Consider the following 23,474-nt stretch of genomic DNA (forward strand, 5'->3'; position numbering starts at 1 on the left):
ACCCACCCGGGCTGAGTGCTCAGTTGATCATGAAGTTATTGCCATGACACGCCGGTGTCGAGGGCAATAACTTCATGATCAACAAGGGTGGGGGTTACTGGGTCCAGCGGCGGAGTTCGCGCTTGGCCAGGGAGTTGCGGTGCACCTCGTCGGGGCCGTCGGCAAGGCGCAGGGTGCGGGTCTGCGCCCAGAGAGCGGCCAGTGGGGTGTCCTGGCTGACCCCGGCGCCGCCGTACCCCTGAATCGCCTTGTCGATCACCCACTCCGCCATCGCCGGCGTGCCGATCTTGATGGCTTGGATCTCGGTGTGCGCGCCCTTGTTGCCGACGGTGTCCATCAGCCAGGCCGTCTTGAGGACCAGCAGCCGGGCTTGCTCGATGCGGACCCGGGACTCGGCGATCCACTCCCGGACCACGCCCTGCTCGGCCAGCGGACGGCCGAACGCGATCCGTTCGTTGGCGCGGCGGCAGAGCAGCTCCAGTGCCCGTTCGGCCATTCCGATCAGCCGCATGCAGTGGTGGATCCGGCCCGGCCCCAGCCGGGCCTGGGCGATGGCGAAGCCGGTGCCCTCAGCGCCGATCAGGTTCTCCGCGGGCACCCGGACGTCGGTGAAGTCGATCTCGGCGTGCCCGCCGTGCGAACCGTCGGTGTACCCGAAGACGGTCATGCCCCGGCGCACGGTCACCCCGGGGGTGTCCCGGGGGACCAGCACCATGCTCTGCTGGCGGTGCCGGTCGGCGCTGGGGTCGGTCTTGCCCATCACGATGAAGATCTCGCAGCGCGGGTCCATGGCCCCGGACGACCACCACTTCCGCCCGTTGATCACGTACTCGTCGCCGTCGCGGGTGATCCGGGTGGCGATGTTGGTGGCGTCGGAGGACGCGACATCCGGCTCGGTCATGCAGAACGCCGAGCGGATCTCACCCTCCAGCAGCGGCATCAGCCAGCGCTGCTGCTGCGCCTCGGAACCGAACTCGGCCAGCAACTCCATGTTGCCGGTGTCCGGCGCCGCGCAGTTGACCGCCTCCGGCGCCAGGTGCGGGCTGCGCCCGGTCAGCTCGGCCAGCGGAGCGTACTGGAGGTTGGTCAGGCCGGCGCCGTAGCGCGGGTCGGGCAGGAAGAGGTTCCACAGGCCGCGCTTGCGGGCCTCCGCCTTCAGCTCGGCCAACACCGGGGTACGCGACCACGGGTCCCCGGTGGCCACCTGCTCGGCGTGCACGGCCTCGGCCGGGTAGACGTGCTCGGTCAGGAACCGGGTCAGCTCGTCGCGCAGTTCCTCGGTCCGGCTGTCGTATGAGAAGTCCATCACCGCTCCCTGGCGGCGGTCAGCCCGTGCGCGACCAGCGGTGCCACCATCTCGCCGATCCGGTCGAAGCCCTCGCCGAGCGTCTGCCCGAGCGTGTGGCGGTAGTGGATGCCCTCGCAGATGACCGCGAGCTTGAAACAGCCCAGCGCCACGTGCCAGTGCAGCGGCCCGACGTCGACGTCGCTGCGTCCGGCGTACCGGTCGATCAGCTCGCTGCCGCTGGGGAAGCCGGCGCGCGGGCCGAGCCCGTCGGCGACCGGGTTGCCGGCGGCGGTCTCGCTACCGCCGAGCACGTCCCAGTAGGTCAGCAGCAGCCCCAGGTCAGCGAGGGGGTCGCCGAGGGTGGCCATCTCCCAGTCGAGCACCGCGTGCACGGCGACCGGGTCGGCCGAGGCGAGGAGGTTGTCCAGCCGGTAGTCGCCGTGCACGATCCGGCCGGCGTTCGCGCCCTCCGGGGCGGTCGCCGCCAGCAGGTCACGCAGCTCGTCGATGCCGGGCAGCGGGCGACTGCGGGAGCGGTCGAGCTGCCCGGCCCAGCGGCGGACCTGCCGGGCCAGGTAGCCCTCGGGGCGGCCGAAGTCAGCCAACCCGACCGTGGACGGCTCGACGCTGTGCAGCGCGGCGAGCGTGTCCATCATCGCCATGGCCAGGGCCCTGCGACGCTCGTCGCCCAGCGGGTCGGTCTGCGCGCGGGTGCGGAACACCTCGCCGGGCATCCGCTCCATCAGGTAGAACGGTGCGCCGATCACCTCGGGGTCGGCGCAGAGCAGCAGCGCGCCCGGGACCGGCACCTCGGTCGGCGCCAGCGCCGAGATGACCCGGAACTCGCGCGCCATGTCGTGCGCGGTCGCCAACACGTGCCCCAGCGGGGGGCGGCGCAGCACCACCTCACGGTCGCCGAGGCGCAGCAGGTAGGTGAGGTTGGACTTGCCGCCCGCGATCAGTTGGGCGCGCAGCGGCTCGACGGCCAGCTCGGGTCGGTGCTGGGCCAGGTAGGCGGCGAGACGGTCCAGGGCCAGCCCCGCTGGAGAGACGGAAACGGCCCCCGGCCGTGACGCATCGACGGCCGGATCGCTCATCCGACTAGTTGATGGCAGCCCGCTCACGTTGTCAAGGTCAGAATTTCCGCTCGGGACATGCCTCTGCAACAGGGACGAAATGGTCAACTACCAGGCTGAGAGCAGCCTGCCGGCCGCTCTTTCGCCGGCCCGCCGAGCGGAGGGACAGACATGTTGCTGCGAGTTCGGGTCACCCTGCCGGACCGTCCGGGCACCCTCGGTCAGGTCGCCCGCACATTGGGCGTCTCCGGGGCGGACATCGTCCAGGTGGTGGTCCTCGAACGGCTCGGCGGCCGCGCGGTGGACGATTTCACTGTCGTCTGGCCGGGTGCGGCGCGGGTGGAGCGGCTGCTGGCTGGCCTCGCGGCGATACCGGGCGTGCGGGTGGACGGTGTGTGGCGGGCGATCGGCGCGCCCACCACCACCGGCCAGGACGCGGAGCTGTTGGCCCAGGTCGCGGCGAACCCGGCCGACGGGCTGGCCACCCTGGTCGACGCGGTGCCCGGGCTGCTGGCCGCCGACTGGGCCGTCGCCGCCGTGGTGCCGGTCGACTGGGCCTCGCGGACCGGCGGTGGCGGGGCGACCGTGGGGCACGCGAGTTGGCGTGCCCCCGTACCCCTGCGGTTGCCGGAGGTGACCCCGCTGCGCGGTCGGTCGATGACCACGCCCGACGGCACCCACCACGCGATCGCGCCGTTCGGCCGGGCGGGCCTGGTGCTGGTGGCGGCCCGCGAGCACAGCGAGACGCTCTCCGCCGCGGCGTTCCACAGCACCGAGGTTGATCGGCTCACCCAGCTCGTCCGCGCCTGCACGGTGATCCTCGGTGACCGGCTGGACCTCGTCGGCGCGCCGCCGGTGGTCGCCGGCCCCTGAGCGGCCCGAGGAGTTCCCGGGCCGACACCGCAGGGCAACCGGGCGGCAACAGGCGGGGGTGAGGCTCTTACCGGGGAAGGGAGCCAACCATGACGTTGTGGCGGATCCGGGCGACGGTGGACGACCGACCGGGTTACCTGTCGGTGCTCACGGCAAGCCTCGCGCTGCGCGGGGTCAACATCCTCACCGTGCAGGTGCAGCCCACCGAGCAGGGCGCGGTGGACGACTTCCTGGTCGACGCGCCGGACGCGCTCGACGAGGCCGAGCTGATCGCCGCCGTCGAGCGGGGGCGGGGCCGGGACTGCTGGGTGGCGCGCAGCGAGGCGCGTGGTCTGGCCGACCAGCCCACCCGGGTGCTCGGTCTGGCCAACCGGCTGGTGCGTGACCCGGACGCGACGGGCGAGGCGTTGCGGACCCTGCTCGCTGCCGACGTGGTCAGCTGGCGACCAGCACCGGTCGGCGTCGAACGGGGGATCACCGGGGCCGGCATGTTGCTGGCCGATCCGGCGGGCGGTTCGTTCGCGCTGCGCCGGGCCGCGCCCGACTTCACCCCGGCGGAGTACGCGCGGGCGCAGGCCCTGGTCGAGTTGGCCGCCACCGTGGCGCGCCGGGCCGCCGAACAGGTCACCCTGGTGCTGCCCGACGGCGCGGAGGTGGTCGTCCGGCCGGCCAGCGCCCACGATCTGTCCGGCGTGGTGGAGTTGCACGAGGCGTGCTCACCGCGCAGCCGGCAGCGGCGCTACCTGGGCGGGGCAGCGCTACCGCGGTCGGCCCGCCTGCGTCGGCTGCTGGAGCCGAGCCGAGGGCTGACACTGATCGCCACCACCACCGGCTCCGACGGCACGGCCGAGTCGGTGGTCGCCATGGCGAACCTGCTCGGCGAGGGCGACGAGGCCGAGGTGGCGCTGCTGGTGCGCGACGACTGGCAGCGGCACGGGCTCGGCTCGGCGTTGCTGCGCCGGCTGGTTCAGCACGCCGACCGGTCCGGGTACGCGGCGCTGGTGCTGCACGTCCAGGCCGAGAACGACCCGATGCTGCGGACGCTGCGCCGACTGAACCGGCCCAGCGTTGTCGAGCGCGACGGTGCCCTGCTCACCCTCACCGTGCCGCTCGCCGTCGCCGCCCCGGCGAAGCGGAGGGACGCGTTCTCCACGCCTGGCGTCTAGGGCTGGGACGGTTCGCGTCGGCCCGAGACGCAGAACCGGTTGCCCTCCGGGTCGGCGAGCACCACGTACGGCGGCTCGGTCGGGAGCGGGTCCGTCGGGTAGTGCCGCCAGTCGACCCGCTGGGCGCCGAGGGCGAGGAGCCGGTCGACCTCCTCGTCGAGGTTCCGCTCACCGGCGTCCAGGTCGAGGTGGGCGCGGGGGAACTCCTCGACTGGGCTCTCGCTGAGGTCCATCGCGATGGGCGCGCCGGGCATCCCGGGCGGCGGCTCCAACACGATCCACTCGTCGCCCGGGTGGCGGGGTGGGCGGCGGCGGTAGCCGAGGGCGGCAGCCCAGAACGCTCCGGCCCGCTCCGCATCGGACACTCCCAGCGAGAGTTGCGCGATCATCGCCATCTCTCGACCGTACGCCGTCGGTCCGGCGGTGAGAGGGGCCCCGCACCAGGCGTGCAGGGCCCTTCGCACACGTCGATCAGGTGGTGGGGTAGCTGTTGTAGTCGGGGAAGTTGCCGTAGAGCCGGTCGTCGCCGCCGACGGTGACGGCCTGCACCAGCAGGTCACCGCCGACGAACGCGCCCTTCCAGGAGGCGCCCCGGCCGCCGAACGGTTCGTCCCGGTCACCGCGTGAGCGCGGCTTGTTGATGCCCACCTTGAACGCCTGGAGGTCCACGGCCAGCTTGCTGGCCTCGTCGGTGTCGTCGCAGGCCAGCGAGGCCACCAACGCGCCGTTGGAGGCGTTCATCGCGGCCAGCAGCTCGTCGGTGGTGTCCACCACGACGATCGTGTCGACCGGCCCGAACGGCTCGGCGTGCATCAGCCGGGACCGCCCGGGCGGGGCGAGCAGCACCGACGGCGCCACGTACGCCGAGGTGTCCTGCCCGGGAAGGAACGGCGCGCCGGTGAGCTTGCCCCGGTGCAGCGGGATCGCGCCGCCGCGGACCGCCTCGTCGACCTTGCGGCGCAGCTCGTCGGCCTTGGCGGCGCTGATCAGCGGCCCGAAGTCCAGCTCGGGCAGCGGGTCACCGGCGGCCCAGTCGTCGCCCACGGCGAGCGGGTGACCGAAGCGGACCGAGCGGACGACCGGCAGGTACATGTCGAGGAACTCGTCGACCAGGTCGCGCTGCACCACGAACCGGGGGTACGCGGTGCAGCGCTGCTTGCCGTACTCGAAGCCCTTCCGGAGGTGGGTGGCGAGCAGGTCCCACTGGGAGAAGTTCCAGATGCCCCAGGCGTTGAGGCCCTCCTGCTCGATGAAGTGCCGCTTGTCGCTGTCGAGCAGTGCGGCGGCCACCTTGCCGCCGTTGGACCGGCCGCCGACGAACGCCACCGCGCCGATCTCGGGTGCCCGGACCAGCACCTCGGACAGCTCCGCGCCGCTGCCGGAGACGAGCGTGGCGGGCAGTCCGGCCCGGCGCATCAGCGCGTGCGCGACGGTCAGGCACACCGCGCCGCCCTGGGACGGGGTCTTGGCGATGACCGCGTTACCGGCCAGGAGCTGTACCAGTTCGGCGTGCACCAGCACGCTCATCGGGTAGTTCCACGAGGCGATGTTGCTGACCGGGCCGGGCAGCGGCTCGCGGCCGTCGGCGAGCATCCGGTCGATCTCGCCCGCGTACCAGCGGACGCCGTCGAGCGCCCGGTCCACGTCGGCGCAGGCCAGCCGCCACGGCTTGCCGATCTCCCAGACCAGCAGCAGGGCGAGCAGGTCGCGGTGGGCGGTGAGCGAGTCCACGGCGTCGGCGACCCGGGCCTTGCGATCGGCCAGCGGGGTCTGGGCCCAGGCCCGGTGCGCGGTGGCGGCGTGTGCGACCGCGGCGCGGGCGGCGGCGGCGTCGAGCCGGGGCAGGTTGATGAGGACGGTGTTGTCCACCGGGGTGCGGACCGCGGCGGGCTGGCCGACCGCCCGCCATTCGCCCTCGACCAGGTTGTGCAGGGTGGTGACGCCGTCGACCTCGGCGCCGAACGCCTCCGGGGTGACGGCCACCGCGCGGGCCAGGATGTCGGTCCAGGCGGTGTCGTCGGCGAGTCGTAGTGCCATCGCTTCTCCTCAGGGTTGACCGGGGAGCGGCGGCGTCGACGGCACCGCTGGTGAGCGGTACTGTCTCGCGCTTGGTAGTGGGTCAGCAACAGTACGTTTGTCTGGCTGGCCTCCGACGCCTGCGAACGGCGCGAGGATCTTTCCAGATGCGGGTGTTGTGGGCTGCGGAAACGTGAAGCATCAATCGACATGCACCGATGGTGTGAGATGGTCCGCAATGGTTACTCGTGAGTACGGAAGTGACCCCACGTGCCGGGCCGTCGGTCGGCAGGCTTCCCAACCGACGGCCCGCCCATTACATTGTCGGATATCCATGGGAGCGCTTCCATGACCCGTGGTCACACCGCCACCCGCTGTCGCCGGTGGCCGTGCCGCCCGTACGCCGTCCCGCGTCGGTGCGACCGCCGGCGGCGCCTCCGACAGGAGCCCGCCATGCGCCACCTGACCCGGCCGTCCAGCGGCCAACCTGGCCGGTCACCGGCCGCCGACCAGCCCTGGCCGCGGCGGCTGCTGGCCATTGGCGTCGCGCTGCTCACCGGCGCGTCCCTCGCGGTGACCGCACCGCCGTCCGCGCCCGCTTCTGCCGCGCCGGCGGCGACCTACAACTACGCCGAGGCGTTGCAGAAGTCGCTCCTCTTCTACGAGGCGCAGCAGTCCGGTCCACTGCCCGACTGGAACCGGGTCTCCTGGCGTGGAGACAGCGCGCTCACCGACGGCGCCAGCGCGGGGGTGGACCTCACCGGCGGCTGGTACGACGCCGGTGACCACGTCAAGTTCGGCTTCCCGATGGCGTTCAGCGCCACCATGCTCGCCTGGGGGGCGGTCGAGTACCGCAGCGGCTACACGGCCTCCGGGCAACTGCCGCACCTGCTCAACAACCTGCGCTTCGTCAACGACTACTTCATCAAGGCGCACCCGTCGGCCAACGTCCTCTATGGCCAGGTCGGCAAGGGCGACGACGACCACAAGTGGTGGGGCCCGGCCGAGGTGATGCCGATGGCGCGGCCCGCGTACAAGATCGATGCGAGCTGTGGCGGGGCGGACCTGGCGGGGGAGACGGCGGCCGCGATGGCTGCCTCCTCGATGGTGTTCCGGCCCACCGACGCGGCCTACGCCGACCGGCTGCTCGGGCACGCCCGGCAGCTCTACACCTTCGCCGACACGGTGCGGAAGTCCTACCACGAGTGCATCACCGACGCCACGAGCTTCTACCGCTCCTGGAGCGGCTGGCAGGACGAGCTGGTCTGGGCCGCGATCTGGCTGCACCGGGCCACCGGCGAGGCCAGCTACCTGGCCAAGGCCGAGAGTGAGTACGACAAGCTCGGCACCGAGAACCAGTCCACCACCCGCTCCTACAAGTGGACCATCGCCTGGGACAACAAGCAGTTCGGCGCGTACGTGCTGCTGGCCAACCTGACCGGCAAGCAGAAGTACGTCGACGACGCCAACCGATGGCTGGACTACTGGACCGTCGGGGTGAACGGGCAGCGGGTGCCGTACTCGCCAGGCGGGATGGCGGTGCTCGACTCCTGGGGCGCGCTGCGGTACGCCGCGAACACCTCCTTCGCCGCGCTGGTCTACAGCGACAAGACCACCGACACCACCCGCAAGGCGCGCTACCACGACTTCGCCGTCCGGCAGATCAACTACGCGCTCGGCGACAACCCCCGTAGCTCCAGCTACGTCATCGGGTTCGGCGCCAACTCGCCGAAGAACCCGCACCACCGCACCGCGCACGGTTCCTGGTGGGACAGCCAGACCGTGCCCGTCGAGACCCGGCACACCCTCTACGGCGCGCTGGTCGGCGGCCCGTCCTCGGCCAACGACGCGTACAGCGACAGCCGCTCGGACTACGTGATGAACGAGGTGGCCACCGACTACAACGCCGGCTTCACGTCCGCGCTGGTCCGACTGACCTCCGAGTACGGCGGCACGCCGCTGGCGAACTTCCCGGTCGCCGAGGTGCCGGACATCGACGAGCTGACCGTGGAGACCACTGTGACGCAGGCCGAACCTCGGGCCACCGGGCTCAAGGTGATGGTCTACAACAAGTCCGCGTTCCCGGCCCGCGCGCTGACCGACGGCCGGTTCCGCTACTACTTCCGGCCCGACGGCACCGGCCCGGTGCAGGTCACCGCCGGCTACACCCAGGGCTGCCCGTCCCCGACCACGGCCAAGCAGTTCAGCGGCGACATCTGGTACGTCGAGGTGGACTGCGCCGGGCACACCATCGCCCCGGCGGGTCAGTCGCAGCACCGGATGGAGGTCCAGTTCAAGATCGGGGTGCCGGAGGGCGGCACCTGGGATCCGACCAACGACCCGTCGTACCAGGCCACCGCCGGGCCCAACCGGAAGGTGCCGCTCTACTCCGGTGCCACCCGCGTCTGGGGCGAGGAGCCGGGCCCGGCCGTACCGGACACCACCAAACCGACCGTCCCCGGTACCCCGGTGGCGTCCAACCTCGGCCCCCGCACGGTCACCCTGACCTGGGCGCCGTCCACCGACAGCGGCGGCAGCGGCCTCGCCGGGTACGACGTCCGCGAGTTCATGGTCGGTAACGACGTGGTGGCAACCCGACGGGTCACCGAGAACTCGATCACCCTCACCACGTTGCTGCCGGAGCGGACGTTCGAGTACACCATCGTGGCTCGCGACGGCGCGGGCAACGAGTCGGCCGCCTCGCCGAAGCTCAGCGTGACCACGCCACCGGCCGGCACCGCCGACACCACAGTGCCGAGCACGCCCGGGACGCCGGTCGCCTCGGCCGTCACCGCCACCGGGCTCACCCTGGCCTGGACCCCGTCGACCGACAACGTGGGCGTCACCGGCTACCGGGTCTATCGCGAGGCCGGCGCCACCGACGTGCTGGTCGGCTCGCCGACCAGCACCACCCAGGCGGTCTCCGGGCTGACCGCCTCGACGGCGTACCAGTTCTACGTGGTGGCCGTGGATGCGGCCGGCAACACCTCCGCGGCGTCCGCGCCGGTCGCGGTGACCACCGCGGCCCCGCCGGTCGGCGGCACCTGCACCGTCGGGTACGCCACCACCGACTGGGGCAGCGGCTTCACCGCCAATGTGTCGATCACCAACACCGGCACCACCGCGATCAACGGCTGGGCCCTGCGGTTCAGCTTCGCCGGTGGGCAGAGCGTCAGCCAGGGCTGGTCGGCGGCGATCAGCCAGAGCGGCGCGGCGGTCACCGCCACGAACCTGTCCTACAACGGCACGATCGCGCCGGGCGCGTCGGTGAGCTTCGGCTTCAACGGCACCTACAGCGGCGCCAACCCGAAACCGACCGCCTTCACCGTCAACAACACCTCCTGCGCCATCGCCTGACCCGCACCGCGACGAGATCTTGGACAGTTACCGTTCCGCGCGGACGGTAACTGTCCAAGATCTGCGGCCAAGCCTCCCTACGGCAGGTGTTGTGGCACGAGTTGACGCAACCGGTCGTGCAGCCGCGGGGCGAGACTGCGGGCGTACGTGGCGGTCAGGTGATGTGCGTCGCGGTAGACGAGCAACCCGTCGATCACCGCGGGGCACGGTTCGGTGGGGCAGATGGCATCGTTGAGATCGGCCAGGCGCACGTCGGGTAGTGCGGCTGCGGCCCGCTCCTGCGGTATGCCCCAGGCGAGCGCGCGCTTGCGGGGCTGCGCGCAGGTGGTGAGCCGCTCGCGATGGGCCGAGACGCACTCGGCCATGTCCACCGTGAACGACGGGGTGTCCCGGATGACCACCAGTGGCAGGCCGGCCCTGGTCATCTCCGACCAGGTCTGCGACAACGCCGCCGTCTGCGCGTCCGCCGTCGCCGGTCCCGGCTGCGGCGTGCTGCCGTCGACCAACGGGATCTGGGTCACGCTGGAGACGATGAGCAGCCGGGGCCGCCGCTCGCCGGTGAGCGCCGTCCGTACGTTGCGGTTCCACTCCGTGCAGCTGTGGTCCGACCGTCCGGCGATGCTGGTCGGCGCGGTCAGGAAGGAACACGTCGTCTTGATGTAGGTGACCAGCCGCCAGCCCCGCTCCGCCGCGATGACCTGTAGGGCCGGCACCCAGTGCGCCGCGTGGGAGTCCCCGACCAGGGCCACCTCGACCGCCGAGTCACGGTCGCCGTAGGTGCAGCTGCGCAGGCTCGACTCCTGTGCCTGGGTGACGCAGTCGTCCCGGTAGACGTCGGGCAGGTCGTCGCGGGCGTCGAGCGGATCGGGTGTGATGCGGGCGAACCGGTCCACCGGCGCCGCCGCCCTCCCGGCCCCGGGTGACGCCTCCGCCGAGGCGGCCCCGGCGAGTGGTGCCTGGGCCGCGCCGGGTGGTCGGACCGCCAGTTGTAGTCCGATTCCGCTGAGGACGGTGAGGCTGGTGGCGGCCAGTCCCATTCGCAGCACGCGGGCCTTGGAGATCCGTGCGTACCGGAACGGATTCTCCACCAGGTGGTAGGTCAGCACCGCCGGGACCGCCGAACAGAGGATCATCGCGAGGCCGACTGTGGTTCCCAACGGTCCCCACCGCGCTTCCGCCACCACCAGCAGCGGCCAGTGCCACAGGTACCACGAGTACGACACGGCACCGACCGCGCGCGTCGGCCGCCTGTTGAGCAGGAGAGCCGGCCCGTATCGTCCGGCACCGGGGCCGGCCGCGATGATCGCGACAGCGCCGAGGGTGGGCAGCAACGCCAAATATCCCGGGTACGCCGCCGTCTCCGGTCGGATCAGTGTCGCGGCGAGGGCGATCGTGGCCATACCGGCCCAGCCGAGCGTGATCGCGGCCGGACGCGGCAGCCGGGACAGGTGCCCACCCAGGATCGCCAGACCACCGCCCAGCGCCAGTTCCCACATCCGGGTGGTGGTGACGAGGTACGCCCGCGCGGGTTCGGCCTGGCTCAGGTGAATCGACCAGGCCAGCGACGGGATGCCGATCAGGGCGAAGGCGGCGAGCAGCCACGGGGACATCCGGTCGCCGAGAAACGGCCGGCGGTGCCGACCGCGCGAGGTCGACAGCCGCGCGCCGGAACGCCGGGACGCGCGGCGCGCAACAGGCAGGGCGACGACGAGCAGGAGCAGCGGCCACACCAGGTAGAACTGCTCCTCCACGGCGAGCGACCAGAAGTGCTGGAGAATGCTGGGGGCCTCCTCCGAGCGCAGATAGTCGGTCGACTGCTCCACCAGCCGCCAGTTCATCGCGTAGACGGCGCTGGCCAAGGCGTCCCGCGCGGTCTCGGACCAGCGGATCGGTGGCAGGAACAGGTAGGTGAGCAGGAGGCTCGCCACGAGGACGACGCTGGCGGCCGGCAGCAACCGCTTGGCGCGGCGGGCGTAGAAGTCGACGATGCGGATTCCGCCGGTCCGGCGGATCTCGTCGACGAGGAGCCCGGTGATCAGGAAGCCGGAGATCACGAAGAAGACGTCGACGGCGACGAACGCGGCCGGGAGCGCGGAAACACCCGCGTGTCCGACCAGCACCAGCACGAGCGCCAGCCCACGCAGCCCTTCGATGTCGCCACGGAACCGGCCCGCAAGAATCGGGCCGGCGATCGGGTCTGGTCGCCTCGTCTCCACCGCCACCAAGGCACGATAAGCCCGATATGGACTTTAGGGAGCAAATGCCGCAAATAGCAGACGGCGCCGCGGCGAGATCGTGGACAGTTACCGTTCCGCCCGGACGGTAACTGTCCACGATCTGCATCCTGGGTACGCCCGGGATGACGACAACTGTTCAAGATTTCGCGGCGCCCGGCCCTCGCGGGCGAACTCGGGTGGATAGGTCGGCGGGATTCAGGGCAAACCACGGTCGTGCGGGAGTTGCTGACCGTCGGGCACGGCGCGGCCGATCGGGGCCGGCTGGGAGAGTTGCTGACCGGCGCCGGGGTCGCCCAGGTGGTGGACGTGCGGCGATACCCAGCCAGCCGCACCAACCCGGACGTCCGCCGCGAGGAACTCGAACGGTGGCTGCCTGAGTGGGGCGTCGACTACCGCTGGGAGCCGCGGCTCGGCGGACGGCGGCACGTCCCCGCCGGGGAGCCGGAGCCGGATACCTGGTGGACGGTCGCGGCGTTCCGGGCGTACGCCGCCCACACACGGACGGCCGAGTTCGACGACGCGCTCGCCGAGGTGCTCGCCGGGGCGGATCGTCGGACCACCGCGATCATGTGCAGCGAGAGCGTGTGGTGGCGCTGCCACCGGCGGTTGATCGCCGACGTCGCGACGCTGGGCAGCGGAGTCCCCGTGGCGCACCTGATGCCGGGCGGCCGCCTCAGCCCCCACCGGCCGGCCGAGGGCGCCCGCCGACTGCCCGACGGCCACCTGCTCTGGGACGACTGAGTCACTCCACCAGGTCGTCGGCGAGCAGGTCCATCAACAGGCCGTCGTGCCAGCGCCCGTCCGCGCCGCGCTCGTAGCGGCGCAGCACCCCCACCGGGCGAAAACCAACCTTCGCGTACGCCCGGATGGCGGCGCTGTTCGCCGCGGCCGGGTCGATGGTGAAGCGGTGGTGGCCGTACTCGTCGATCAGGTGTCGGGCCAGGGTACGGATGGCGTCCCCACCGAGGCCGGCGCCCCGCTCCGCCGGGTCGAGGAAGACGTCCAGGCTGGCGTGCCGGTAGTCCGGGTCCGCCTCGGCGTACCACTGAATGGCGCCGATCACCCGGCCGTCGTGCTCGATCGCGTACACGTGCAGGTCGTCGTCGGCGAGGTCGGCGCGGACCGAATCGGCCAGGTCGTCGCCGCCCCGCCACCACCGGCGTACCTCCGGGTCGGCCCGGATCGCCGCGAGGGCCGGCACGTCCGCGACCGTCGCCGGTCGTAGTGTCACCGCCCGCCCCCGCAGCATCGGCTCAGCCCCGGATCTCGCCGTGCTCGACGCAGACCGCCGACCAGCCCACCGGCAGCACCTGCACCTTCATCCGGCGTCGGCAGCCGGGGCAGAACCGGGGCGGCTCCAACTGGCGGGCCGACGCGCAGGCCGGATGAGCGGTGGCCGTCGCCGACTCACCACACCGGTCGCACCACCGCTCCGTCGTCGTCATGGTCGTCACAGCGTGGCGGAGAGCGCCTTGACCGGCATCTTCAACTCGTCCAGCAGTTCCAGGTCGGCCGTCGCCGGTCGACCCAGCGTGGTCAGATAGTTGCCGACGATCACCGCGTTGATGCCGCCGAGCAGACCATCGCGGGTGCCGAGGTCGCCGAGGGTGATCTCGCGCCCACCGGCGTACCGCAGGATGGTGCGCGGCATGGCCAGCCGGAACGCGGCGATGGCCCGCAGCGCGTCCTTGCCCTCCACCACCGGGCGGTCACCGAGCGGTGTGCCAGGGCGCGGGTTGAGGAAGTTGAGCGGCACCTCGTGCGGGTTCAACTCGGCGAGCTGCGCGGCGAACTCGGCCCGCTGCTCGACGGTCTCGCCGAGGCCGAGGATGCCACCGCAGCACACCTCCATGCCGGAGTCGCGCACCATCCGCAGCGTCTCCCAGCGCTCCTCCCACGAGTGCGTGGTGACCACGTTGGGGAAGTACGACCGGCAGGTCTCCAGGTTGTGGTTGTAACGGTGCACGCCCATGTCGACCAGGTCGTCGACCTGCTCCTTGCTGAGCATGCCCAGCGACGCGGCGACCTGGATGTCGACCTCCGCCTTGATGGCGGCCACGCCCTCGCGCATCTGCTTCATCAGCCGGGCGTCCGGGCCGCGGACCGCGGCGACGATGCAGAACTCGGTCGCCCCGGTCGCGGCGGTCTGCTTCGCCGCCTCCACCAACGACGGGATGTCCAGCCAGACCGAGCGCACCGGAGAGGTGAACAGGCCCGACTGCGAGCAGAAGTGGCAGTCTTCCGGGCAGCCGCCGGTCTTGAGCGAGACGATCCCCTCGACCTCGACCTCCGGGCCGCACCAGCGCATCCGCACGTCGTGAGCGAGCTGGAGGGCGGCGGGCAGGTGCTCGTCGGGCAGGTTCAGCACGGCGAGGATGCCGGCCTGATCGAGGCCGACACCGTCACCCAGGACCTGGGTCCGGGCCTGGTCGAGGATCTCTGGCATGGCTCGTACCCTACAAGGCTCTCCGATCAGCCGGAATGACCTGGCGGCCCGGTTGGCACCTCGCACCGAGTGGAATCGTCGGGCCGGTGGCGGCGGGTGGTAATTTCGCCCGGCGGGTGTCGGGCTTACCGGCGCGCACGGCGGGGGAGGGTGACGGTGGCGGACTGGCTGGCGGCGCTCGACCGCCGCGCGCAGCTGCGGGCGAAGGCCGGGCTCACCCGGCGACTGCATCCGCGTCCGGCCGATGATCAGATGACCGACCTGGCCGGCAACGACTACCTCGGCCTGGCCACGCACCCGGACGTCATCGCCGCGGCCACGGCGGCCCTCGCCGCGTACGGGCTGGGGGCGACCGGGTCGCGCCTGGTCCGCGGCTCCACCGACGCGCACCGGGCGCTGGAGGAGGACCTGGCCCGCTGGCTGGGCACCGACGGCGCCCTGGTCTTCTCCTCCGGCTACCTGGCCAACCTCGGCGCGCTGCGGGCGCTCGTCCAACCTCGGACGCTGCTCGTCTCCGACGCGCACAACCACGCGTCGCTGATCGACGGCTGCCGCCTCTCCGGCGCGGAGACGGTGGTCACCCCGCACGCCGACGTCGACGCGGTCGCCGCCGCGCTCGCGGCCGCGCCCGGCCGCCCGGCGGTGGTGGTGACCGAGTCGGTCTTCTCGGTCGACGGTGACCTCGCCCCGCTGGCTCGGCTGCACGCGGTGGCCCGCCGGCACGGCGCGCTGCTGCTGGTCGACGACGCGCACGCGCTGGGCCTGACCGGCCCGGCCGGCGCGGGCGCGGTGGCGGCCACCGGGCTGGCCGGCGAACCGGACGTGGTGGTCACCGCCACCCTGTCCAAGGCGCTCGGTGGCGCGGGTGGCGTCGTCGCCGGCCCGGCCGAGTTCGTCCGGCATCTGGTCGAGACCGGCCGCACGTTCATCTTCGACACGGCGCTGCCACCGGCGGTCGCCGCCGGTGTGCATGCCGCGTTGCGGCTCGCCCAGGTCGGCGACGGCCTGCGCGCCGAGCTGTCCGACCGGGTGGGGCTGGCGGTCGGTCGACTGCGGGCGGCCGGGCTGACGGTCTCCAACCCGGACGCGGCGGTGATCTCGGTGACCGCTCCCGGGCCGGAGGCGGCGACCGCCTGGGCCGCGGACTGCCGGGACCGGGGCGTCGCGGTGGGCTGTTTCCGGCCGCCGTCCACCCCGGACAGCCGCTCCCGCCTGCGCCTCACGGTCAGCGCGGGGGTGCCCCGGGCGGCGTTCGAGCGGGCGCTGGACGTCATCGTGGATTGTGCGCCATGAGCGCGAGGAGTGAGCCGGGTTTGCGAGCCCCGCAGTCGCGAACCGAGGTGACGCCATGACCGGGTGGGCGGGGTCGGTGCTGGTTACCGGGACGGACACCGAGGTCGGCAAGACGGTGGTGACCGCGGCGATCGCGGCCGCCGCGCAGGCGGCCGGGCTGCGGGTGGCGGTGGTCAAACCGGGTCAGACCGGTACGGCCGGTGGTGAGCCCGGCGACGTGGACGCGGTGAACCGGCTGGCTGCGCCGCTGACCGGTCGGACCTTGGCCAGCTACCCGGACCCGCTGGCCCCGTTGGCCGCAGCGCGGGTCGCCGACCTGCCGCCGCTGGAGTTGTACGCGGCGGTGGACGCCGTCCGCGAGGAGGCCGACAAGCACGACCTCGTGTTGATCGAGGGTGCGGGCGGGCTGCTGGTTCCGATGGGGCTGCGGCCGTCGGGGGAGCCGTGGACGATGGCCGACCTGGCGGTGTCGCTCGGCGCGCCCGCGGTGGTGGTCGCCCGCGCCGGGTTGGGCACGCTCAACCACACCGCGTTGACCCTGGAGGCGCTGGACCGTAGGGCGGTGCCGGCCGGGGTGGTGATCGGCGCCTGGCCGGCCCGGCCGGAGCTGGTGCACTGGACGAACCTCACCGACCTGGTGCCGAACCTGCTCGGCGCGCTACCGGACGGCGCGGGCGCGATGGACCCGGGCGTGTTCCGGCGGTCCGCGCCGGGTTGGCTCACCCCGGCCCTGCACGGCGTGCTCGACGACTGGCGGGTCTGGGCCGAGGAGAGCGGCTGAACACCTGACTTTCGTCGGTGTCCGCGCAGGTCGGGCGTGGGTAGCCTGACCGCCGTGCGGATTCTCGACTCCGCGCCGCCGGGTTGGCTGCACCGGCGGCGTCGCCTGCTGCTGGACGTGCTGCTCTGGGTGGTGGTGGCCGCCCCGGTCGGCTACGCCGAGGCCAGCCCGCCCTATTCGCGGTACGCGTTGCCGCTGCTGGTCGGCAAGCTGCTGCTGCTCGGTGCGGCGGTGGTGGTGAGTCGACGTCAGCCGTTGGTCGCCCTGGTGCTGGCGGTGCTCGGGTCGTTGTTCGATGGCAACTTCGTGTTCGCCATTCCGGTCCTCAGCTATCTCGCCGGTCGGCGCAGCGCCACCGCGGGTCCGGCGATCCTGGTCTTCGTGCTGATCACGGCCGGTGGCACGGCGCTCAACCTGGGGCTGCTCGGCGCCGGCGCGGCCACCTGGTTCCTGCTCGCCTCGGTGCTGCTCTTCGCCGCCGTGTTCCCCTGGTTGGTCGGCCGGTACCGCCGCCAGCAGCAGGAGTTGACCGATGCCGGCCGCCGGCACGTCGACGCGCTGACCCGCGAGCAGCGGGGTGCCGCCGAGCGGATCCGGCTACGTGAGCGGGCCCGGATCGCCGGGGAGATGCACGACTCGCTCGGTCACGACCTCAGCCTGATCGCGTTGCGCGCCGCCGCCCTGGAGGTCGCCGCCGACCTCGACGACCGGCACCGGGCAGCGGCGGGGGAGTTGCGGGCCAGCGTCTCCGCCGCCACCGAGCGACTGCACGAGATCATCGGGGTGCTCCGCGAGGAGGCGGGCGCGTCGCTGCGTCCGAGCGGCGAGACGGTCGCGGACCTGGTCGACGGTGCCCGGGAGGCCGGCATGGCGGTACGACTGGACGCCGCCCCGGCGGTCGCGGAGCTACCGGCGATGACCGGTCACGCGGCGCACCGGATCGTCCGGGAGGCGCTGACCAACGCGGCCCGGTACGCGCCGGGCGCCCCGGTCGACGTGCGCCTCACCCGCGACGGTGACCGGGTCGAGGTGACCGTCGTCAACGACGCTCCGCCGGCCGGGCCGCTGCCCGCCCCGCCGTCGCAGGGCAGTGGGCTGCTCGCCCTCGCCGAGCGGGTCCGCCTCTCCGGCGGGACGCTCGACGCCGGCCACCGGGCCGACGGCGGTTTCGCGGTACGGGCGGTGTTGCCGGCCACCGCGGCGCCGCCGGAGGCGATCGGGTCGGTGGCCGAGGTCGGGCTGACGTCCTGGTCCGACGAGCGACCCGGTGCGGCGGAGCGGCCGGTGGATGCCGAGCGGCGGCTGCACGACGCCCGGCGGCGGGTTCGGCGCAGCCTGCTGGTGGCGCTCGTCGCACCGGTCGGTTTCGCGCTGGTGCTCTCGTTCGTCTACTACCCGGTGGCGACCGCCGGGACGGTGCTGGACCAGGCCACCTTCGACCAGATGCGCGTCGGCGCGGCCCGGTCCGAGCTGGTCGGGCTGCCCCGGCGGCAGTTGGAACGCCCCGCGGCGGTCGATCGGGCCGGCTGCGAGTACTACACCGACGGCAACTTCCCTCTCGCGGAGCCGACCTGGCGACTCTGTTTCACCGATGGCCGGCTGGTCAGCAAGGAGTGGATCGCGTAGTGGACACCGACACGACGGGGGCACCGCCGATCCGGGTGGTGTTGGCCGACGACGAGATGATGATCCGGGCCGGTGTCCGGGCCATCCTCGCCAGCGATCCCGGCATCGAGGTGGTCGCCGAGGCCGGCGACGGGCACGCGGCGGTGGAACTGGTCCGGGCCCACCGACCCCGGGTCGCGTTGCTGGACATCCGGATGCCGCGGCTGGACGGGTTGGCTGCCGCCGCCGAGATCCGCCGGGTCGTGCCGGACACCGCGACGATCATGCTGACCACCTTTGGCGAGGACGACCACGTGGCCCGGGCGCTCGGGCACGGTGCCAGCGGGTTCCTGCTCAAGGCCGGCGACCCGCGTGAGCTGATCGCCGGTGTGCACGCGGTCGCCGACGGCGGGGCGTACCTGTCGCCGAGGGTGGCCCGCCGGGTGATCGAGCTGGGGGCCGACCGGCTGGCCCGTCGACCCGCCGCCCGGGACCGTGCGGCCGGGCTGACCGAGCGGGAGCGGGAGGTGCTGGCCCTGGTCGGGGCGGGCCTCTCCAACGCCGAGATCGCCCGCCGGCTGCACCTCGTGGAGGGCACCGTGAAGAGCTATCTGACCAGCATCTTCACCCGCCTGGATGTGCGCAACCGGGTGCAGGCGGCGATCCTCGCGTACGAGGCGGGCCTGGTCGACGGCTGAGCGGGGGCCGGGGAGGCCCCCGCTCAGCCGACATCCCTCAGGCGTCGCGCCGACGCAGTGCGGCCCGGCCCAGCAGCAGTGCAGCGCCCGCCCACCCGGCGAGCAGCAGCAGCCCGACCAGAGGCGGGTACGGCTCGGTGTCGCCGGCCAGGAAGTGCCCGCCGGCCACCCCGGGGAACACGTCGGCGATCCGGTTCAGCACGTCGATGTCCGGCTCCTGAAGGGAGAGCGGCACGATCATCAGGGTGGCGAGGAGCACGGTGAGGGTGAGCACCGCGCTGCGCAGCGCGGCGCCGAGGCCCAGGGCGAGCACGCCGATCAGCGCCAGGTAGGCCGCCACCGCCACGATGTCGCCGACCGTGTCGGCGGCCGGGGCGCTGCCCCACTCGCCGAGGACCGGCCGGGCGACCAGGGCGCCCACGCCGCCGAGGAGCAGCCCGAGCGCGAAGGTGACCGCGCCGGTGACGGCGGCCTTGGCCAGCAGTACGCGACCGCGGGACGGGGTGCACTGCAACGTCGTCCGGATGGTGCCACTGGTGAACTCGGCGGTGATCGCGAGCAGGCCCAGCGCCAGCACCACGTACTGGGTCAGCTCGACCGAGTCGATCAGCACGCTGCCGACGGTGACCGTTCCCCGGTCGTCGGTCGGGTCGTCGTTGGTGTTGGCGTTCGCGGCGTAGATGGCCAGTTGGCCGGCGCTCGCGGCCATCACCAGCAGCCCGGCCAGTGCCGTCCACCAGGTGCTCCGCACCGAGGAGAGCTTGGTCCACTCGGCGGCCACGTCGGGCATCCCGGCCCAGCTCGACCCTGTGCCGTGACGGGTGTCGGTGCTCATCGCGCCCCACCTCCGGTCGGGCCGCCGGCGTACTCGACGCTGTCGGCGGTCAGCTCCATGAACGCCTGCTCCAACGACGCGGCGTGCGCGCTCAGCTCGTGCAGTCGTACCCCCAGCTCGTGGGCCAGGTCGCCGACCTGGTCGGCGGTGGCGCCGGTGAGGGTCAGCTCGTTGCGGTCGGCCGCCTCGACGGTCGCCCCGGCGGCGGTGAGGCGCGCGGCGAGGGCGGCCAGCCCGTCCGGGTGCGGGCTGCGGACCCGGACCGCGACGGTGCTGCGGGCGATCACCGCGCCGATCGGCTCGTCGGCGAGCAGCCGCCCCCGGCCGATCACCACGAGTTGGTCGGCGGTGAGCTGCATCTCGCTCATCAGGTGGCTGGACACGAAGACCGTCCGCCCCTCGTCGGCCAGTGAGCGCATCAGCTGCCGCACCCAGCGCACCCCGTCCGGGTCGAGGCCGTTCACCGGCTCGTCGAACATCAGCACCGGCGGGTCGCCGAGCAGCGCGCCGGCGATGCCGAGCCGTTGGCCCATGCCGAGGGAGAGCGTCCGCCCCGGCTTACCGGCGGCCCGTCCGTCCAGCCCGACGGTGTCCAGCACCTCGTCGACCCGGCGGATCGGGATGCCGTTGCTGTGCGCCATGGCCCGCAGGTGCGCCCGGCCGGACCGGGCCGGGTGGATGGCCCGGGCGTCGAGCAGCGCGCCCACCTCGTGCAGCGGCCGGCGCAACTCCCGGTACGCGCGCCCGCCGACCAGGGCCTGCCCGGCGGTGGGACGGTCCAGCCCGAGGATCATCCGCATGGTGGTGGACTTCCCGGCGCCGTTGGGGCCGAGAAAGCCGGTGACCCGGCCGGGCGCGATGTCGACGGTCAACGCGTCGACCGCGACGGTCGACCCGAACCGTTTCGTCAACCCACGTAATGTGATCATGCGTTGACGCTAGGCGAGCGGCCCGCTGCCGCGCCGCGCCCGAACGGCACCACCCACCCCTGACTTTCGTCAGGCCGGTGGCGGGCTGATCACCGTATGTACTGCTCCAGCAGCGCGGGGGTGAGCCCGGCCCGGTGGATCGCCTTCAACGCCGCGAGCAGGTCGTCCATCAGCGCCGGCCGGAAGTGCATCAGCAGCACGTCGCCGGGTTGGACCATCTTCTCCGGGGTCTGGTAGCGCACCTTCCCCTCGTGGACGGTCTCGGTCCAGTGGAAGACCGCCTTCGCGCCGCAGTCGTGCGCGGCCTTCAGCGTGGTGCTGTCATGCTCGCCGAACGGTGGCCGGAAGAGGGTGGGCCGCTTGCCGAACAGCCCTTCCAGCTTGTCCGCGGCACCGCAGATCTCCTGCTTCTGGTAGTCGTACGACCGGCCGGCCAGCGAATTGTGCGAGATGGTGTGATTCTCCACGACCCCGCCCACCGCCTCGATCTGCCGGAAGTAGTCGGTGTGCTCCTCCGCCGCCGGAGAGTTGAGGAACATCGTGACCGGGATGCGCGCCTCCCAGATGAAGTCGATGACCCCCGGCGGGCGGGCCAGCCCACCGTCGTCGATGGTGATGAAGGCGACCTTCTGGTCGGTCGGCAGACGGTGCCAGAACGGGGCCGAACCGGTCGTGGGCAGCGCTACCGGTTGCGGCGGCGGCGCCTCGGGAAACGTCGGCACCTGGGACACGTACCAGGCCAGGCTCTTGAACGCGGGTTTCGCGGTCGGGGACGGCGAGGCCGAGGGGGTCGGCGCCGGAGCGGACGGAGTCGGCTGGACCACGGTGATCTGCCGGGCGTGGGCCGGGTGGCTGGGAGTGACTGTGCAGGCAGTCAACGCCAACAGGGCCAGAAGCGTTACGACGGCAGGGATCCGACGGATGGGGGTGGCTGGCACGCCCGGAAACATACCGAGCGGAGATCAGGATCCGGTCAGCCCGGTGACCCCGGGAAGCGGCGAACCACGAACGCGTCCGGCATCCGGAAGGTGAGGTTGTCCGGGCACCAGGGCGGGCGGAGCACGGTCACCCCGTCCAGCAGCGGCGCGGTCTCGGCCACCACCACGGCCGCCTCCATCCGGGCCAGCACGTCCCCGACGCAGCGGTGCGCGCCCGCCCCGAACGCCAGGTGTCGGCGTGATCCACGTTGGCCCGGACGGAACTCGTCGGGCGACTCCACGACCGCCGGGTCCCGACCGGCGCGGCCCAGCCACAGCACGAGGCTGCTGCCCGCCGGCACCTCCGTGCCGCCCAGCGTGCTCTGCGTCGTCGCCACCCGCCGCCAGGTGACGATCGGTGGTTCCAACCGCAACCCCTCCTCCACCACGTCGGCCACCGCGACCTCGCCGGTGCGCAGGCCGGCCCGTACCGCGGGCTCGCCGGCCAGCCGGTGCAGCAGCAGGCTGAGGAACTGCGAGGTGGTCTCCTGCCCGGCGACCAGCAGGAAGAAGAGCGCGCCGACCACCACGTCCGGCGGGTGCCCGGCCGCGCGCAGCTCGGCAGCCAACCCGCCACCGACGGCCGCGAAGTCACGCAGTACCCGGTGGAACCGGCCCACCTCGGCGGCGAGCGCCACCTGCCGGTCGGCGTCCAGTGGCGCCCAGAACAACTCCAGCGCGGCGCGGGCGAACTCCTTGACCGCGCCGACCGGCGCGTCCGGCAACTCGACCAGCCGGGCCAGCACCAGCAGCGGCAGGTCGGCGGCGAGGTCCGCGTACAGGTCGACCGGTTCGCCGGCGTCGAGCGCGGCGCCGAGCCGGGCGACCCGGTCCCGGACCAGCGCGGTGAGCCAGGGCCGCTGCGCGGCGACCCGGGCGGGATGCAACGCCGCCGCGACGATCGCCCGGATCTGCGGGTGGCTGGCACCCGAGTTGTTCGCCAGGGTCGGCGGCAGCCGGAACCGGTGCCCGGCGAGCACCCGCAGCGCGGTCACCGGCATCGGCGTCACCGCGTCCAGCGCGTTGTCCGGCCGGTAGCTGACCGGGTCGGCGAGGACCTGGCGGACCAGCGCGTGCCGGGTGACGACCAGGTGGGTACCGCCGACGTGGTCCGGCACCCGGGCCACGTCCGGCCATGCGGGGTCGGCCACCTGCGCCCAGCTGCGGAACAGCACCCGGACACGCTAGCCGGAGGCTCCCGGCAGGCCGGTGCGCAGCCGCCAGACGGTGGTGCGCTTCACCCGCACACTCTCCAGCGCCTCCGGCACCGGCACGTCGTACGCGGCCACCTCGTCGAAGCGGTCCCGGGGCAGGAACGCCCGGCCGGGGTCACCGACCAGCGCCGGCGCGCCGGCCCGGGCGGCGCGCAGCAGGAACCGCAGGACCCGGCGGGCCATCGCGTCGCTGTAGAAGACGTCCCCGGCGAGCACCACCTCGGCGTCCCCGGCGTCCCCGTCGAGGATGTCGCCGAACTCGGCGTCGACGCGTACTTCGTTGGCCTCGGCGTTGAGGGCGACCGCCGCCACCGCCAGCTCGTCCACCTCGACGGCCCGCACCGACGCCGCGCCGGCGCGGGCGGCGGCGATAGCCACCAGGCCGGAGCCGGAGGCGAGGTCGAGAACCCGGCGGCCGGCGACCAGCTCCGGGTGGTCGGTCACGTAGCGGGCGAGGGCCTGCCCGCCGGCCCAGGCGAACGCCCAGAACGGCGGCGGCCGGTCGCTGGAGAACTCGCCCTCGGTGAGCTCCCACAGCCCGATCGGCTCGTCCGCCTGGTGCAGCCGCACCTCGGGTACGAAGGGGACCGGGGCCAGCCGGGCGTGCAGCCGGACGAACGTGCTGGAGAGCTCGGACACGGCCCGATTCTCCCAGCGGCCCCACTCCCGGCGTGTCGCGGGGG

At 72.9% G+C, this 23,474-nt stretch carries 21 protein-coding genes; 8 read left to right on the plus strand and 13 right to left on the minus strand.

Annotated elements, in window-relative coordinates; all coding sequences use genetic code 11:
- Nucleotides 1-94 precede the first annotated feature (94 nt).
- Entirely contained in the window at nt 95-1,306 is a 1,212-nt protein-coding gene (locus AC5L30_RS16660; protein ID WP_494868248.1) for an acyl-CoA dehydrogenase family protein, read from the minus strand.
- The gene (locus tag AC5L30_RS16665; RefSeq protein WP_494868250.1) at nt 1,306-2,385 is read right to left on the minus strand and encodes a phosphotransferase family protein; all 1,080 of its coding nucleotides are present in this window, start codon (nt 2,383-2,385) and stop codon (nt 1,306-1,308) included. The genes AC5L30_RS16660 and AC5L30_RS16665 overlap by 1 nt, the downstream gene beginning before the upstream one ends.
- A 150-nt stretch (nt 2,386-2,535) precedes the next feature.
- Between AC5L30_RS16665 and AC5L30_RS16670 the strand changes: the two genes are divergently transcribed.
- Complete coding sequence (locus tag AC5L30_RS16670; protein ID WP_494868252.1) at nt 2,536-3,237, plus strand: ACT domain-containing protein; 702 nt, start codon at nt 2,536-2,538, stop codon at nt 3,235-3,237.
- An 89-nt stretch (nt 3,238-3,326) separates the two neighbouring features.
- A complete protein-coding gene (locus tag AC5L30_RS16675; protein WP_494868253.1) occupies nt 3,327-4,403 on the plus strand; it encodes a GNAT family N-acetyltransferase in 1,077 nt (358 codons plus the stop codon).
- On the opposite strand, the gene AC5L30_RS16680 is transcribed toward AC5L30_RS16675, so the two are convergent.
- Nucleotides 4,400-4,798 carry a VOC family protein gene (locus tag AC5L30_RS16680; RefSeq protein ID WP_494868254.1) on the minus strand — a complete coding sequence of 133 codons (399 nt, stop codon included), beginning with the start codon at nt 4,796-4,798 and terminating at the stop codon, nt 4,400-4,402. The two genes, AC5L30_RS16675 and AC5L30_RS16680, sit on opposite strands and share 4 nt — an antisense overlap.
- Before the next feature lie 76 nt (nt 4,799-4,874).
- Nucleotides 4,875-6,440: an aldehyde dehydrogenase family protein gene (locus tag AC5L30_RS16685; protein WP_494868256.1), complete on the minus strand. Its 1,566-nt coding sequence runs from the start codon at nt 6,438-6,440 to the stop codon at nt 4,875-4,877.
- A gap of 432 nt (nt 6,441-6,872) precedes the next feature.
- On the opposite strand from AC5L30_RS16685, the gene AC5L30_RS16690 reads away from it, so the two are divergent.
- The gene (locus AC5L30_RS16690) at nt 6,873-9,776 is read left to right on the plus strand and encodes a glycoside hydrolase family 9 protein (RefSeq protein ID WP_494868258.1); all 2,904 of its coding nucleotides are present in this window, start codon (nt 6,873-6,875) and stop codon (nt 9,774-9,776) included.
- A 77-nt stretch (nt 9,777-9,853) separates the two neighbouring features.
- Here AC5L30_RS16690 and AC5L30_RS16695 read toward each other — a convergent pair whose 3' ends face one another.
- Nucleotides 9,854-11,998, minus strand: a complete 2,145-nt coding sequence (locus AC5L30_RS16695) for an acyltransferase family protein (RefSeq protein WP_494868259.1) — start codon at nt 11,996-11,998, stop codon at nt 9,854-9,856.
- Between the two features lie 228 nt (nt 11,999-12,226).
- Here AC5L30_RS16695 and AC5L30_RS16700 point away from each other — a divergent pair, with 228 nt between their 5' ends.
- The gene (locus AC5L30_RS16700) at nt 12,227-12,754 is read left to right on the plus strand and encodes a DUF488 domain-containing protein (protein WP_494868261.1); all 528 of its coding nucleotides are present in this window, start codon (nt 12,227-12,229) and stop codon (nt 12,752-12,754) included.
- A 1-nt stretch (nt 12,755) separates the two neighbouring features.
- Here AC5L30_RS16700 and AC5L30_RS16705 read toward each other — a convergent pair whose 3' ends face one another.
- The 3 genes from AC5L30_RS16705 to bioB are packed head-to-tail and all read right to left on the minus strand — an operon-like array spanning nt 12,756 to nt 14,459.
- The gene (locus AC5L30_RS16705; protein WP_091400729.1) at nt 12,756-13,262 is read right to left on the minus strand and encodes a GNAT family N-acetyltransferase; all 507 of its coding nucleotides are present in this window, start codon (nt 13,260-13,262) and stop codon (nt 12,756-12,758) included.
- 4 nt (nt 13,263-13,266) lie between these two features.
- The gene (gene bsaP / locus AC5L30_RS16710; RefSeq protein ID WP_494868262.1) at nt 13,267-13,458 is read right to left on the minus strand and encodes a biotin synthase auxiliary protein BsaP; all 192 of its coding nucleotides are present in this window, start codon (nt 13,456-13,458) and stop codon (nt 13,267-13,269) included.
- Between the two features lie 5 nt (nt 13,459-13,463).
- Nucleotides 13,464-14,459, minus strand: a complete 996-nt coding sequence (bioB, locus tag AC5L30_RS16715; RefSeq protein WP_396714655.1) for a biotin synthase BioB — start codon at nt 14,457-14,459, stop codon at nt 13,464-13,466.
- 156 nt (nt 14,460-14,615) lie between these two features.
- On the opposite strand from bioB, the gene AC5L30_RS16720 reads away from it, so the two are divergent.
- The 4 genes from AC5L30_RS16720 to AC5L30_RS16735 are packed head-to-tail and all read left to right on the plus strand — an operon-like array spanning nt 14,616 to nt 18,836.
- A complete protein-coding gene (locus AC5L30_RS16720) occupies nt 14,616-15,752 on the plus strand; it encodes an 8-amino-7-oxononanoate synthase (protein WP_494868263.1) in 1,137 nt (378 codons plus the stop codon).
- Between the two features lie 55 nt (nt 15,753-15,807).
- Nucleotides 15,808-16,533 carry a dethiobiotin synthase gene (bioD, locus tag AC5L30_RS16725; RefSeq protein WP_238660882.1) on the plus strand — a complete coding sequence of 242 codons (726 nt, stop codon included), beginning with the start codon at nt 15,808-15,810 and terminating at the stop codon, nt 16,531-16,533.
- A gap of 54 nt (nt 16,534-16,587) precedes the next feature.
- Nucleotides 16,588-18,159, plus strand: a complete 1,572-nt coding sequence (locus AC5L30_RS16730) for a sensor histidine kinase (RefSeq protein ID WP_494868264.1) — start codon at nt 16,588-16,590, stop codon at nt 18,157-18,159.
- Nucleotides 18,159-18,836, plus strand: a complete 678-nt coding sequence (locus AC5L30_RS16735) for a response regulator transcription factor (RefSeq protein WP_494868265.1) — start codon at nt 18,159-18,161, stop codon at nt 18,834-18,836. Before AC5L30_RS16730 ends, AC5L30_RS16735 begins: the two co-directional genes overlap by 1 nt.
- A 37-nt stretch (nt 18,837-18,873) precedes the next feature.
- On the opposite strand, the gene AC5L30_RS16740 is transcribed toward AC5L30_RS16735, so the two are convergent.
- From AC5L30_RS16740 to AC5L30_RS16760, 5 genes are all read right to left on the minus strand, one after another.
- On the minus strand, nt 18,874-19,671 hold the full coding sequence (locus AC5L30_RS16740; RefSeq protein ID WP_494868266.1) for an ABC transporter permease: 798 nt from the start codon (nt 19,669-19,671) through the stop codon (nt 18,874-18,876).
- Nucleotides 19,668-20,600, minus strand: a complete 933-nt coding sequence (locus AC5L30_RS16745) for an ABC transporter ATP-binding protein (RefSeq protein ID WP_494868267.1) — start codon at nt 20,598-20,600, stop codon at nt 19,668-19,670. Before AC5L30_RS16745 ends, AC5L30_RS16740 begins: the two co-directional genes overlap by 4 nt.
- A gap of 89 nt (nt 20,601-20,689) precedes the next feature.
- A complete protein-coding gene (locus AC5L30_RS16750) occupies nt 20,690-21,538 on the minus strand; it encodes a polysaccharide deacetylase family protein (protein WP_494868268.1) in 849 nt (282 codons plus the stop codon).
- A 35-nt stretch (nt 21,539-21,573) separates the two neighbouring features.
- Nucleotides 21,574-22,752: a cytochrome P450 gene (locus tag AC5L30_RS16755; RefSeq protein ID WP_494868269.1), complete on the minus strand. Its 1,179-nt coding sequence runs from the start codon at nt 22,750-22,752 to the stop codon at nt 21,574-21,576.
- A gap of 9 nt (nt 22,753-22,761) precedes the next feature.
- Nucleotides 22,762-23,430 (minus strand): class I SAM-dependent methyltransferase, encoded by a 669-nt coding sequence (locus AC5L30_RS16760; RefSeq protein WP_494868271.1) that lies wholly within the window; start codon nt 23,428-23,430, stop codon nt 22,762-22,764.
- Nucleotides 23,431-23,474 lie beyond the last annotated feature (44 nt).

This window comes from Micromonospora sp. BQ32, from assembly GCF_059358895.1.